Source organism: Rhizobium sp. 25PS6, from assembly GCF_032464655.1.
Lineage (GTDB): Bacteria > Pseudomonadota > Alphaproteobacteria > Rhizobiales > Rhizobiaceae > Rhizobium > Rhizobium laguerreae.
Genome location: NZ_JAWDIV010000018.1, coordinates 58436 through 70892, shown reverse-complemented (window position 1 = coordinate 70892; position 12457 = coordinate 58436). Strand labels below are relative to the sequence as shown.

Here is a 12457-nt window from a genome sequence, read left to right as displayed (position 1 = left end):
GAGCAAATGCCGGGGAATTTCAGGCTATTTTCCGTAGACATCCTGCGGATCGAAATGAAGCTCGTCGTCAACGATATCAAGCATCGGCTTTCCGTCTCGAAGCGTGATCGTCCGGTAGAAGCAGGAGCGGCGGCCGGTGTGACAGGTGGCGTCGTGGCCGGCGACCTCGACCTTCAGCCAGATGGCGTCCTGATCGCAATCGGTGCGGATTTCCTTCACCGTCTGGAGATTACCCGAGGTCTCGCCCTTCTTCCAGAGCTTGCCGCGCGAACGGCTGAAATAGTGCGCGGTGCCGGTCTGGATGGTCAGCGCCAATGCCTGGGCATTCATGTGCGCCACCATCAGCAACTCGCCGTCGCCGGCGTCGGTGACGATCGCGGTGATCAGGCCGCGGTCGTCGAAACGCGGCGTGAAATCGCCGGCGTCTTCCAACGCCGACTTGTCCTCGGATGGTTGATTGAAGATCAGTTGACTCATCGCGGCCCTCCTGAGGGAGCCGGTATCAGCGGCTCCGCACCATGGTCATGAAGCGGGCCTGATCGGCCGGCTCAGTCTTGAACGTTCCCGTAAATGTCGTCGTCAACGTGGTCGAGCCCTGCTTCTGAACGCCGCGCATCGCCATGCACATATGTTCGGCCTCGATCAACACGGCGACGCCGCGCGGATTCAGCGTATCGTCGATGGCCCGGGCGATCTGCGCAGTCATCGTTTCCTGCGTCTGCAGGCGGCGGCCATAGATCTCGACGACACGGGCAATCTTCGACAGGCCGAGCACACGCCCGTCCGGCATGTAGGCAACGTGGGCCTTGCCGATGATCGGCACCATGTGGTGTTCGCAATGCGAGTAGAACGGAATATCCTTGACGAGGACCATGTCGTCGTAACCGGCGACCTCCTCGAAGGTGCGGCCGAGCACGTCTTCCGCCGCCATGTCGTAACCGGAAAAAAGCTCGCGGTACGATTTGACGACGCGGGCCGGCGTTTCGAGCAGGCCTTCACGTGTCGGGTCGTCACCGGCCCAGCGCAGCAGAACGCGAACGGCTTCCTCCGCCTCCTGTTGGGAGGGGCGATCCGAATCTCGGTTCGTCTGCGGAAAATTCTTTACGATGGCGTCCATGAACAATGGTCTCCTGGTCCGCACCGCGGACCCATCTGTCGGAATCGCCACTGGTCAATCCCATGCGGGAATTCATGCACCTTTGGCAGGCTCCGGGGCTTTCAGGGCAATTTCAACGCCCGTCCGGCACGGTTTCCCAATCAAACTTACACCAGGCCATTGCATTTTCATGGCCTTCGAACGACATACATATAGGAAGACGGTCATCGTATGTAAGTATCCTCACACGACACGGTGTGTTTTTTGTTTTGACGACAATAACGCCCTCAGAGAGGCCGATCCGCAGCGATTTTGGAGCGGAAATCCAGCATGGACGATATCTACAACAGCAAAATCCTCGAATTCGCCGGTAATATTCCGCTGACCGGCACGCTTGATGATGCCGATGCGAGCGCCCAGGCCCATTCCAAGCTCTGCGGCTCGAAGGTGCGGATCTGGCTGAAGATGGATGGCGACACCGTGACCGGTTTTGCTCATGACGTGAAGGCCTGCGCGCTCGGACAGGCCTCGTCCTCGATTATGGCCCGCCATGTCGTCGGCGCCACATCGGACGAATTGCGGCAGGCCCGCCAGGACATGCTCGCCATGTTGAAGGCGGACGGGGCGGGGCCTCATGGACGATTCGAAGACATGCGCTATCTGTTGCCGGTGCGGGACTACAAGGCCCGCCATGCTTCGACGATGCTGATCTTCGATGCCGTCGTCGATGCGATCGGGCAGATCGAGGCGAAACGGGCGGAAGTTGTCGAGGCGTAACTGACATGTGCGAGTTCTGCGTTCGGCAGGCCGATGATGAGGACGACGGCGGTGCCGCCGGATCAGCAAAGCCGCGCGAAAAGGCCGCACGCACCTCCCGCAACTATGCCGGTCCGTTCCGCAAGACTCCCGACCGCCTGCTCGGCATGGGGCTGATCCGCCTCTACCAGCTGACGCTTTCCGGCTTTGTCGGCAATTCCTGCCGCCATATCCCGACCTGCTCCGAATATGGCTACGAGTCGATCGCCCGCCACGGCCTTTGGGCCGGCGGCTGGATGACATTGTTTCGCGTCGGCCGCTGCGGCCCGGGCGGCACAAGCGGCCTCGACCAGGTGCCGGAGATGCTGGGCGACGGCTTTCCCTGGTGGACCCCTTGGCGTTATCTCGCCCTCGGGCGGAAGAAAGGGTGAGCGCCATGAGCACCTTCATCGCCCTGCTGCACAGCATTGTCCTGACGCCCGACCGCCGTGTCATCATGCAGGATTTGCGCGCACTTGCCGAAGAACTCGGTTATCGCGAGCCGCGCACGCTGGTTTCCACAGGCAATCTTGTCTTCGAGGCCGACGAGATGCGGCCGCACGAAGTCGAGACCGATCTGGAAGAGGGTTTTGAAGAAAAGTTCGGCAAACATGTCGATATCATCGTGCGCAGCGACTGCACCTGGATGGCGCTTTGCAGCACCAATCCCTTCAAGGACGGCAATGGCGACCAAGTCATCGTCCGGGTAATGCGTCTGCCGGTCGATCCCAAGAAGGTGGAGGCACTGAAACCACTGATGACGGAGGGACAGCGCATCGCCGTCGTCGGCGGCGATCTCTGGATCGATTTCGCCGGCAAGCCGAGCCAATCCAAGCTGCTTTCGGCGCTGACGACCAAGCGGCTCGGCGTCGGTACGATGCGCAACTGGAACACCGTGCGCGGGCTGACTGAAATGATTATATAACCCCCGCTTTTTCTTTACTCAGACAGGAAATCTGGCTATCAGGCGGCTGCGCATTCAGCTCCGCGGAGGCGCTTTTGTGTCAACCACCCGCATTCGTTGGCGGGACTGGACAAGGAGAATTTCGATGTCCCAAGCTATTTCCCTGACATTTCCCGATGGTTCCGTGCGCGGCTACGATGCCGGCGCAACCGGCCGGGATGTCGCCGAATCCATTTCCAAATCGCTCGCCAAGAAGGCAGTGGCCGTTGCTATCGACGGCACCGTGCGCGACCTTTCCGATCCTGTGACGACGGGCAGAATCGAGATCATCACCCGCAACGACGACCGCGCGCTGGAACTCATCCGCCACGACGCGGCGCATGTCATGGCCGAAGCGGTGCAGGAGATCTGGCCCGGCACCCAGGTGACGATCGGCCCGGTCATCGAAAACGGTTTTTATTACGACTTCGCCAAGAACGAGCCCTTCACACTCGACGATCTGCCGAAGATCGAAAAGAAGATGAAGGAGATCATCGCCCGCAACGCCGCCTTCACCAAGCAGGTCTGGTCGCGCGAGAAGGCGAAACAGGTCTTCGCCGACAAGGGCGAGCAGTACAAGGTTGAACTCGTCGATGCGATCCCGGAAGGGCAGGATCTCAAGATCTATTACCAGGGCGACTGGTTCGACCTCTGCCGCGGCCCGCACATGGCCTCGACCGGCCAGATCGGTTCCGCCTTCAAGCTCTTGAAGGTGGCCGGCGCCTATTGGCGCGGCGACAGCAACAATCCGATGCTGAGCCGCATCTACGGCACGGCCTTCGCCGAGCAGTCGGAACTCGACAACTACCTGCATATGCTTGCCGAAGCCGAAAAGCGCGATCATCGCCGCCTCGGCCGCGAAATGGATCTCTTCCATTTCCAGGAAGAGGGCCCGGGCGTCGTCTTCTGGCACGGCAAGGGCTGGCGCGTATTCCAGACGTTGGTCGCCTACATGCGCCGCCGGCTTGCCGGCGATTATCAGGAGGTCAACGCGCCGCAGGTGCTCGACAAGTCGCTGTGGGAAACCTCCGGTCACTGGGGCTGGTACCGCGACAACATGTTCAAGGTGACGGTTGCCGGCGACGACACCGATGACGACCGCGTCTTCGCACTGAAGCCGATGAACTGCCCCGGCCATATCCAGATCTTCAAGCACGGGCTGAAATCGTACCGCGAGCTGCCGATCCGGCTCGCCGAATTCGGCAATGTCCACCGCTACGAGCCGTCGGGCGCGCTGCATGGGCTGATGCGCGTGCGCGGCTTCACGCAGGACGATGCGCATATCTTCTGCACCGACGAGCAGATGGCCGCCGAATGCCTGAAGATCAACGATCTCATCCTTTCGGTCTATAAGGATTTCGGCTTCGACGAAGTGACGATCAAGCTCTCCACCCGTCCGGACAAGCGCGTCGGTTCGGACGAGCTCTGGGACCGCGCCGAAAGCGTGATGATGGGCGTGCTGGAGACGATCCAGCAGCAGTCCAACAATATCAAGACCGGCATCCTGCCGGGCGAGGGCGCCTTCTACGGTCCGAAATTCGAATATACGCTGAAGGATGCGATCGGCCGCGAATGGCAGTGCGGCACGACGCAGGTCGACTTCAACCTGCCGGAACGGTTCGGCGCCTTCTACATCGACAGCAATTCGGAAAAGACGCAGCCGGTGATGATCCATCGCGCCATCTGCGGCTCGATGGAGCGTTTCCTCGGCATCCTGATCGAGAACTTCGCCGGCCACATGCCGCTCTGGGTATCGCCGCTGCAGGTGGTGGTCGCAACGATCACCTCGGAAGCCGACGCTTACGGGCTTGAGGTGGCCGAGGCGCTGCGCGAGGCTGGCCTCAACGTCGAGACCGACTTCCGCAACGAGAAGATCAACTACAAGATCCGCGAGCATTCGGTCACCAAGGTTCCCGTCATCATCGTCTGCGGCAGGAAGGAGGCCGAGGAGCGCACGGTCAATATCCGCCGCCTCGGCAGCCAGGACCAGGTTTCGATGGGGCTCGACGCCGCCGTCGAGAGCCTTGCTCTCGAAGCGACGCCGCCCGACATCCGCCGCAAGGCCGAAGCAAAAAAAGCCAAGGCGGCCTGAAAGCGGCCGGGAACCGACAGCGCCAGGCTTCGGCGCTGTCGGAAGCTGATCTATCACCATGATCGGAACGTGTCGTCCCGGGTGAGTTTCAGAAAATATTCTGTGCCAATGATGGAATCTGCGCCTGAGCACTGCTGAGCTGCACGGTCGGAGGCTTCAGGCCGTGACCGTCTTCTCAGTGGCGCCGCCGTCGTCTCGAGCCGAAACCGCTCCCGGAAAAATCAATCGAGGCTGGTGTCGTCGTCGCCCTGCGGCACGAGCTGTTCGTAGGAGGGCAGCGGCTCCACCGGAGCCGGCTGGACGCCTGGCGGCGGTGGTGTGCCCACAGGCACCTGCTGCACCGTGCGGGCCGCGCTGACCGGCGGCTGCGGCTGCTGGTCCTTCATCAGAACCTCGACATCGGTGTTCCTGCCGGCGACGACGGTGAAATCGCGCTGGTAGATCTTGTCCTTGTTGCGGGCGACGGCGGAATATCCGCCTTCGGCGAGAACCATGGTCGGGAAGGCGCTGACGCTTTCGCCGACACTGTCGCCGGCCGCCGTCAGGATCGACCATGCCGTATCGGCGATCGCCTCGCCGCCGGCGTCGGAGACCAGCTTGAAGGTGATCTGCGCGGCGCGATGCTGGATCGTCGCCTCGGTCAGCTTGCCGGCCTCGACCTGGATGTCGGCGCGGATCACGGCGTTGACGCTGCCATATTCGGAAACGATGTGATAGGTGCCGGCATTGAGACGGACAACGGTATTCGGCGAAACATCGGCCACGACGAGGCCGCGCTCGCCATCGTCGCGCACTTCCGAGGAATAGATCGAGAAGCTCAACTGGTCGGGGCGGATGCGGGCATCGGCACCGGAGACGGCATTGAGCAGCAGGCCGCCGGCATCGAGCACCATCACCTGTTTGTCGACCTCGCCTTCGGCAGGCACGGTCAGTTTCTTGGTGACCCCGGCGCGGCCGAAGGAGACGTTGACGAAATAATCGCCGGGGGCGAGCTGGAAGGCGGCGGGGCCGCCCTTGGCGCTGGCGATCAGCGGCAGCTTGCCGTCGGATCCGGCGATCGGGCTGAAGACATACCAGGAGAGGCCTTCCTCGATCGGCGTGCCGTCCGCCGTCAACTTGGCTTCCATCGGGACGTCGCGCAGCTTGACCCCTTTGGGCACCGTGCCGGGCGCGATGAAGGCATCGAGCTTCGGCATCTTCGGCGTCGATTCAAGCTGTTTGAATTCCTTGAAAGCATCCTGAGCGCCGGCGCCGAGTGGCATCAATACCATCAGGGCAATGGCAAGGCCGATGCGTGCAAAAGGCAAAATGCCAAACATCTGTTTCGTGAACCGATTGACTTCTGAAATAGCAAAGGTCACTTCAAGACCAACGCGATGGCAAATTCAAGACCCACCCTTTGCAGCAGCATAAAAATGAGAGCTTCTCCCGTATGAAATCCGATATCAAGCTGATCGACTACCTCGCCGTGCGCCGCTCCATCCCCGCTTTCCAGATGTGTGAACCAGGCCCCGAGAAGGCCGAGATCGAGGAGATCCTGCGTCTTGCCTCGCGTGTTCCCGATCACGGCAAGATTGCGCCCTGGCGCTTCATCGTCTATCGCGGAGAGCAGCGCGTGCGTCTCGGCGAGGAGCTTCTGGCGCTGGCGCTTCAGACAAAGCCCGATCTCTCCGAAGAGATGATCCAGGTCGAGCGCAGCCGTTTCACCCGTGCGCCCGTGGTCGTCGCCGTCGTCAGCAAGGCGGGGCCGCATATCAAGATCCCGGAATGGGAGCAGATGATGTCGGCAGGCGCACTTTGCTTCAACGTCATCCTCGCCGCCAACGCCAACGGTTATGTCGCCAACTGGCTGACGGAGTGGTTCGCCTATGATGAGCGCGCCTATCCGCTGCTCGGCGTTGGGCCAGATGAAAAGGTGGCGGGCTTCATCCATATCGGCTCGACGACATTTCCGGCGATCGAGCGGCCGCGGCCGGAGCTTGCCGATACCGTGACCTGGGTCGGCGGAGAAGACTGATGTTCTACACCACCGACAGCAATCGGCACGGGCTCGCGCATGATCCGTTCAAGGCGATCGTATCGCCGCGTCCGATCGGCTGGATCGGCAGCAAGGGCAGGGATGGTTCGATCAATCTGGCGCCCTATTCCTTCTTCAATGCCGTTGCCGACCGGCCGAAGCTGGTGATGTTTTCTTCGGCCGGGCGCAAGCACAGCCAGCGCAACGCGGCCGAGACCGGCGCCTTCACCTGCAATTTCGTCAGCCGCGATCTCGCCGAGAAGATGAACCTCTCCTCGGCGGCGCTGCCCTACGGCGACAGCGAATTCGACTTCGCCGGTCTGACGGCGAAGCCGGCCGAACTGATCGACGCGCCCTATGTCGGCGAGGCTTTCGCGGTGCTCGAATGCAGGGTGACCGAGATCATCGAGCCGAAGACGCTGTCGGGCGAACCGTCCGAAAACGTCCTCGTCTTCGGCGAAGTGGTCGGCATCCATATCGATGAAGCGATCGTCAGGGACGGCCGCCTCGACATGTCGATCGCCCGACCTCTGGCCCGCATGGGCTACATGGATTACAGCGAAGGCAGCGATGTTTTCGAGATGATCCGGCCGAAGACGCAGCAAGGCTGAGCCGAACGGCAAGGCGTCCAAAGGCTTAAGAAACATGGTGAACCAATCTTAAACCTTTTGCCACTACGGTCGCAGCATTGAATGGAGCGCGAGGGAATCGCGTTCAAATGCTGGGGCGTCGCGTGATCGTAGAAGCTTTCCTTCGTTGGATCGAAACGGCCAAGACCGGTGACCGGGCCCGGGCTGCAAACGCCCTCGGGCGCGCCTATCTGCAGTCCGAAATGTCCGCGGATGAGCGGGCGGCTGCCGAAATGGCGATGACTTTTCTTCTCGACGATCCGTCGCCGCGCGTGCGGCTTGCGCTTGCCGAGGCGATCGCCTGGTCGCCCGATGCGCCGCGCAACCTTATCCTTTCGCTTGCCGAAGACCAGCCCGAGGTCGCCTGCCACGCGGTGACCTGCTCGCCACTTTTGAGCGACGCCGATCTCGTCGACCTTGCCGCGCGCGGCAACGGCGCCACCCGCATGCTGATTGCGGCGAGAGCGTACGTGACGCGCCCGGTCTCCGCCGCTCTTGCGGAGGTCGGCGACGAGGAAGAACTGCTCTGCCTGCTGGAGAATGACGGCGCGGTGATCTCCAGCCTATCGTTGAAACGCATCGCCGAACGGCTCGGCGACTGCTGCGATATTCGCAACCTGCTTCTCGACCGCAGCGATCTTCCCGCCGATGCCCTCCAGTTGCTGGCCCAGCATGTCAGCAATGCGCTGGTCGGCCTGCCGCTGGCGCAGGCGGCGATCGGCCTGCAGCGGCTTCAGCGCATCAGCCGCGAGGCGACCGAGGCTGCCATCGTTTCGATCGCCGGCGACATCGCGCCGCGCGAAATACCCGATCTCGTCCAGCATCTGCGCGTCAACGGCCGGCTGACGCCGTCCTTCCTGATGCATGCGCTCTGTGCCGGTAAGGTGGATTTCTTCGCCGGTGCGATCGTCGATCTGACCGCGTGCAGCGAGCGCCGCGTGCGTTCGATCCTGGCAACCGGACGCATGCATGCCGTGCGCGCGCTCTATGAGTCCGCCGGCCTGCCGAGGGATATCAGCGTGATCTTCGTCGAGGCGACGATGCTGTGGCGCGACGCCGCCAGAAAAGCGCCGGCCAGCGTGCTCGGCAATGTCTGCGGCCGTCTTCTCGAAAAATTCCGCCATCACGACGCGCATGGCGCGATCGGCGAGTTGCTCGACATGGTGGAAAAGCTGCACGTCAACGAGCAGCGACAATCGGCCCGCGTCTACGCGGCACTTGCGGCTGCCTAGCGCATCGGCCCGAAAATCGGAATCGATTTTCGGAAAGCACGATGCGAGGATTGAAAGTGTTAGAGCGTCCTTTGTGCGTCCGAAAGCACGCACGGCGCCCTAATCGGCCAGCCGAGTCACCACCCATGAATAGCTGGCGGAGACGAAGTGCACGGGCTTGGTCAGTGTGTCCTTGACGCTTCTGCCCGAGGGCAGGTGGGCGCGGACCTGCCCGGCGATGCCTTCAGCAAAACCGGCGATCCTTCCTGTGGGTTCGTCGGGCGCGGCCACAACGACCTCGGGCGCAGCGGCAGGCACTGGCGCCGCTTTCGGTGGCTCGGCGGCTGCGATCGTTTTCGGCGCCTCGCACACCGCGATCACCGAGGGATAGTTGACGTTCACATAAGTCTTCAGCCTTCGTTCGGCTTCGGCATCGCAGGCGGCAACGGTTCCCCAGCGTTTATCGACGGTCGCGACATAATTGCACTGGCTGATGGAATCGTCGCAGCCGAGAATGGTCATCGCGATCAGCACCGCTTGCATATTCTGCTTCCTTGATTATTGAGCACTTCATCGTCTTAGAGGGCGCAATTCCAACCGAATGAAGGCAACGGCATTAAGTCTTCGTCATATCGGGGAAAATTGTGCCCCGCGCCAGCAGAGGGAGCAGCATGTCCATCACCATTGCCCTGGAGCCGCCGCGTCAGGAGGGCGTCATCCGGCTTCTCGATCTTTCCGATGCCTATGCGCAATCGCTCTATCCTGCGGAGAGCAACCATCTGGTCGACCTTTCCATGCTGGAGAAACCTTCGGTGAGCTTCCTGGTCGCGCGCAATGGCGATGCGATCGTGGGCTGCTGCGCGCTGGTAGAGGCCGGGGACGGCGCGGCGGAGATCAAGCGCATGTTCGTCGATCCCGAGGCGAGGGGCCTGAGGATCGCCAGCAGTCTGATGAATGCGCTCGAAGCGATCGCCGGAGAAAAGGGTCTGACGGCGATCCGGCTCGAAACCGGCATCTACCAGCCCGAGGCGATCGCTCTCTACCGCAAATATGGATATCGGGACATCGAGCCTTTCGGCAGCTATCTGGCGGACCCGCTCAGCCTGTTCATGGAAAAGCGGCTGGGGTAGCCGGTCTCTTCAGGGCATGTTCAGCCTTCGGCGACGCGCGGCATGGTTTTCGGCGAGCCAGGGACCGGCGGCGGGGCCTGTTCGTCGATGATGATCTGCGGTCCGGTTTCGCTCTTGTCGGCGTTGCGGGCCTCGTGGATCCATTCGCGCCAAATGGCAACGATCAGCGCCATCAGCACCGGGCCGATGAAGAGGCCGAGGAAACCCATCGTCTTGACGCCGCCGACGAGGCCGAAGAAGGTCGGCAGGAAGGGCAGCTTGATCGGACCGCCAACGAGTTTCGGCCGCAGCGTCTTGTCGACGATGAAGAGTTCGACAGTCCCCCAGACGAAGAGACTGATGCCGGCGACATGCGAGCCGCTCGCCAGCAGATAGACGGAGACCAGCGTGAAGGAGAGCGGCGCACCGCCAGGTATCAGCGCCATCACGCCCGTCAGCACGCCGAGCGTCACCGGCGACGGCACGCCGGCAATCCAGTAGGCAAGGCCGAGCACGATGCCTTCGCCGATCGCGATCAGCGTCATGCCCATGACGGTGGAGCTGATCGTCGCCGGCACGACGCGGGAAATGCGCTCCCAGCGGTTGGGCAGGATGCGCTCGCCCAGCATGTCGATCTGCTTGGAGAAGGAGAAACCGTCGCGATAGACGAAGAACAGCGCGATCAGCATGAAGAGCAGCGTCAGCAGCAGGTGGAAGGCGCCGCCGCCGGCCGCCAGCACGGCGCGGTATATGTTGCCGATATTGGCGCCGCTGACCGCCTGGATAACGTCGCCGAGTGCGCCGGGACTGCCGATATATTTTGTCCAGACTTCATCGAGATAGGCGCCGGCCCAAGGCAGCGCGACGATCCAGTCGGGTGTCAGGGCGCCGGCGCGGTTGGCGTGGATTGCCCAAGCGACCCAGGTGCGCACTTCGCCCGTCGTATAGGTGACCGCAAGCCCGATCGGGATGACCAGGAAGGTGATGATCAGGATGATGGCGATGGTCGCGGCGATCGTCGTGTTGCCGCCGACGCGGGCAAGAAGCTTGCGGTAGAGCGGCCAGCTGGCAAAGCCGATGACGAGGGCTGCGAGCACCGGCACGAGGAAGCCGTAGAAGAAATAGACGCCGGCAGCGACGACCAGGACCAGCAGCCAGCGCGCCGCCGAAATGGAGGGAATCAGCGGCGTACGCGTCTGTGCCGACGATCCGAGCCATCGCGGTTCATGATTGCTTTTCTGACGGTCGAACACACCCACGCGCGCCTCTTCTTTTTCTTGTACTCTGGTTATGGGCCATGATCCCGACGGTTTCAAGGTCGGCACCGTGAAAGCGTATACAAAGCGTGCCTATTCGACCCTCAGATCCGGACGTCTTACTGCTGCGGGCGGCTGAGGATCTTGAAGGCATAGAATTGTGTCTTCTGGCTGGTCGAGAAATTATTGTCGGAGCCGAGAATGAGGACCTCGGCGCCATCCTTGGCCCTGCCGAGCGACATCGCCTCTATATTGTCGGGAACGAGGCCGATCGCTCTCAAATCGAGGACCTGGCTTTTGCGGACGGGGACGACGCGCTGGTCGTTTTGGGCGAGGGACGCGATGGTGGATACATCGGTGGCGTCGGCGAGATCGATCATCATAATCTTGATGTTGTTGCCGAAGCCCTGGGCATAACTGCGTTCGACGGCGAGCAGGCGGTGATCGTCGAGGGCGAGAATCTCGGACATGCCGTTGTCATTGCCGCCGTCGGCCTTGGTGGCGGCCTGCGGGATCGGCGAGACGGGATAGACGTACTCAGCCTTCGGCTCGCCGGTGGCTCCGTCGTAGCGGACGATGCGCGACAGGCTGCCTGACATCAGCGAGGATTTCGGACCATCCTGGTAAAGGGCGGCTTCGACACCGACGAAAACATCGCCGAAGGGCGCGATGGCAATATCCTCGAAGGCGAGATTGTCACGGATGCCGGTCGACTTATCCGCGGTGGGCGCAAAGCCCTCCGGCAGCTTGAATTCCCGAACGAAGGAACCGTCCGGCGACGCGACGCGGACGAAGGGTGCCAGCAACGCCTTGCCGTCGCCTTCGCTGCCCCAATAGATACCGTCCTTTCCGAGGCGGATCGATTCCGGATCGACGGTCCGGGCAGCAAAGGGCTCGCCGTTCTTGTCCTTCAGGGTCACCTGCTTGACGATCGAAACGCCCTTGAAGCCCGACGCGTCGAGATCGACGTCGAGTTCATAGAAACGGGCAGGGCCTCTTTCCGAGCGGTCGTCGCTGATGGCGAGATAGTGGCCGGTGGCGGCATCGAAATCGAGGCCGGAAATACCGCCGAATTCGATGCCGTTTTCCATGTGGCCGGTGGGGATGACGAATTCACCGAGATAAGAGAGCGAGATGCCGGCGGCGCAATCGCCGAAGGGGCAGGCGGTCTCGAAGATGGCACCGATATCGGTGGCTCCAATATCTGTGGTGCTGGCGGTGACTGTGCTGGACAGGAGAACGAAAGCGGCAGCCGCGAGAAAACGCTTGGTCATGACAAATATCCGGCAAGGGTTGAAAACGGTTCGAC

14 protein-coding genes are annotated in these 12457 nt (G+C 61.9%); 8 read left to right on the top strand and 6 right to left on the bottom strand.

Annotated elements, in window-relative coordinates; all coding sequences use genetic code 11:
* Positions 1 to 24: 24 nt before the first annotated feature.
* Both hisI and folE read right to left on the bottom strand, forming a co-directional pair.
* On the bottom strand, positions 25 to 477 hold the full coding sequence (gene hisI / locus RWK44_RS24475) for a phosphoribosyl-AMP cyclohydrolase (protein ID WP_017964406.1): 453 nt from the start codon (positions 475 to 477) through the stop codon (positions 25 to 27).
* A 25-nt stretch (positions 478 to 502) separates the two neighbouring features.
* Positions 503 to 1117, bottom strand: a complete 615-nt coding sequence (gene folE / locus RWK44_RS24470) for a GTP cyclohydrolase I FolE (protein ID WP_017960561.1) — start codon at positions 1115 to 1117, stop codon at positions 503 to 505.
* A gap of 309 nt (positions 1118 to 1426) precedes the next feature.
* On the opposite strand from folE, the gene RWK44_RS24465 reads away from it, so the two are divergent.
* From RWK44_RS24465 to thrS, 4 genes are all read left to right on the top strand, one after another.
* Complete coding sequence (locus RWK44_RS24465; protein ID WP_168283596.1) at positions 1427 to 1873, top strand: iron-sulfur cluster assembly scaffold protein; 447 nt, start codon at positions 1427 to 1429, stop codon at positions 1871 to 1873.
* Positions 1874 to 1878: 5 nt separating this feature from the next.
* A complete protein-coding gene (gene yidD, locus RWK44_RS24460) occupies positions 1879 to 2283 on the top strand; it encodes a membrane protein insertion efficiency factor YidD (protein ID WP_168283597.1) in 405 nt (134 codons plus the stop codon).
* Positions 2284 to 2288: 5 nt separating this feature from the next.
* The gene (locus RWK44_RS24455) at positions 2289 to 2816 is read left to right on the top strand and encodes a DUF1697 domain-containing protein (protein ID WP_168283598.1); all 528 of its coding nucleotides are present in this window, start codon (positions 2289 to 2291) and stop codon (positions 2814 to 2816) included.
* Between the two features lie 124 nt (positions 2817 to 2940).
* Positions 2941 to 4926, top strand: a complete 1986-nt coding sequence (gene thrS, locus RWK44_RS24450) for a threonine--tRNA ligase (RefSeq protein WP_168283599.1) — start codon at positions 2941 to 2943, stop codon at positions 4924 to 4926.
* A gap of 221 nt (positions 4927 to 5147) precedes the next feature.
* Here thrS and RWK44_RS24445 read toward each other — a convergent pair whose 3' ends face one another.
* Positions 5148 to 6245, bottom strand: coding sequence for a hypothetical protein (locus RWK44_RS24445; protein WP_168283600.1), 1098 nt, complete (start codon positions 6243 to 6245; stop codon positions 5148 to 5150).
* 113 nt (positions 6246 to 6358) lie between these two features.
* Here RWK44_RS24445 and RWK44_RS24440 point away from each other — a divergent pair, with 113 nt between their 5' ends.
* From RWK44_RS24440 to RWK44_RS24430, 3 genes are all read left to right on the top strand, one after another.
* Positions 6359 to 6943, top strand: a complete 585-nt coding sequence (locus RWK44_RS24440) for a nitroreductase family protein (protein WP_168283601.1) — start codon at positions 6359 to 6361, stop codon at positions 6941 to 6943.
* Positions 6943 to 7554 carry a flavin reductase family protein gene (locus tag RWK44_RS24435; RefSeq protein WP_131665315.1) on the top strand — a complete coding sequence of 204 codons (612 nt, stop codon included), beginning with the start codon at positions 6943 to 6945 and terminating at the stop codon, positions 7552 to 7554. The genes RWK44_RS24440 and RWK44_RS24435 overlap by 1 nt, the downstream gene beginning before the upstream one ends.
* 107 nt (positions 7555 to 7661) lie before the next feature.
* Positions 7662 to 8804: a DUF2336 domain-containing protein gene (locus tag RWK44_RS24430; protein WP_168283602.1), complete on the top strand. Its 1143-nt coding sequence runs from the start codon at positions 7662 to 7664 to the stop codon at positions 8802 to 8804.
* Positions 8805 to 8903: 99 nt separating this feature from the next.
* Here RWK44_RS24430 and RWK44_RS24425 read toward each other — a convergent pair whose 3' ends face one another.
* Entirely contained in the window at positions 8904 to 9326 is a 423-nt protein-coding gene (locus RWK44_RS24425) for a hypothetical protein (protein WP_077978210.1), read from the bottom strand.
* 128 nt (positions 9327 to 9454) lie between these two features.
* Between RWK44_RS24425 and RWK44_RS24420 the strand changes: the two genes are divergently transcribed.
* Positions 9455 to 9913, top strand: a complete 459-nt coding sequence (locus tag RWK44_RS24420; RefSeq protein ID WP_168283603.1) for a GNAT family N-acetyltransferase — start codon at positions 9455 to 9457, stop codon at positions 9911 to 9913.
* Positions 9914 to 9933: 20 nt separating this feature from the next.
* Here RWK44_RS24420 and RWK44_RS24415 read toward each other — a convergent pair whose 3' ends face one another.
* Positions 9934 to 11151: an AI-2E family transporter gene (locus RWK44_RS24415; protein ID WP_316029511.1), complete on the bottom strand. Its 1218-nt coding sequence runs from the start codon at positions 11149 to 11151 to the stop codon at positions 9934 to 9936.
* Positions 11152 to 11267: 116 nt separating this feature from the next.
* Entirely contained in the window at positions 11268 to 12422 is a 1155-nt protein-coding gene (locus RWK44_RS24410) for an esterase-like activity of phytase family protein (RefSeq protein WP_316029510.1), read from the bottom strand.
* Positions 12423 to 12457: the final 35 nt, after the last annotated feature.

Coding starts and splice junctions, on each gene's coding strand:
- hisI (WP_017964406.1), bottom strand. CDS start 477: ATGAGTCAACTGATCTTCAATCAACCATCCGAGGACAAGTCGGCGTTG.
- folE (WP_017960561.1), bottom strand. CDS start 1,117: ATGGACGCCATCGTAAAGAATTTTCCGCAGACGAACCGAGATTCGGAT.
- RWK44_RS24465 (WP_168283596.1), top strand. CDS start 1,427: ATGGACGATATCTACAACAGCAAAATCCTCGAATTCGCCGGTAATATT.
- yidD (WP_168283597.1), top strand. CDS start 1,879: ATGTGCGAGTTCTGCGTTCGGCAGGCCGATGATGAGGACGACGGCGGT.
- RWK44_RS24455 (WP_168283598.1), top strand. CDS start 2,289: ATGAGCACCTTCATCGCCCTGCTGCACAGCATTGTCCTGACGCCCGAC.
- thrS (WP_168283599.1), top strand. CDS start 2,941: ATGTCCCAAGCTATTTCCCTGACATTTCCCGATGGTTCCGTGCGCGGC.
- RWK44_RS24445 (WP_168283600.1), bottom strand. CDS start 6,245: ATGTTTGGCATTTTGCCTTTTGCACGCATCGGCCTTGCCATTGCCCTG.
- RWK44_RS24440 (WP_168283601.1), top strand. CDS start 6,359: ATGAAATCCGATATCAAGCTGATCGACTACCTCGCCGTGCGCCGCTCC.
- RWK44_RS24435 (WP_131665315.1), top strand. CDS start 6,943: ATGTTCTACACCACCGACAGCAATCGGCACGGGCTCGCGCATGATCCG.
- RWK44_RS24430 (WP_168283602.1), top strand. CDS start 7,662: ATGCTGGGGCGTCGCGTGATCGTAGAAGCTTTCCTTCGTTGGATCGAA.
- RWK44_RS24425 (WP_077978210.1), bottom strand. CDS start 9,326: ATGCAAGCGGTGCTGATCGCGATGACCATTCTCGGCTGCGACGATTCC.
- RWK44_RS24420 (WP_168283603.1), top strand. CDS start 9,455: ATGTCCATCACCATTGCCCTGGAGCCGCCGCGTCAGGAGGGCGTCATC.
- RWK44_RS24410 (WP_316029510.1), bottom strand. CDS start 12,422: ATGACCAAGCGTTTTCTCGCGGCTGCCGCTTTCGTTCTCCTGTCCAGC.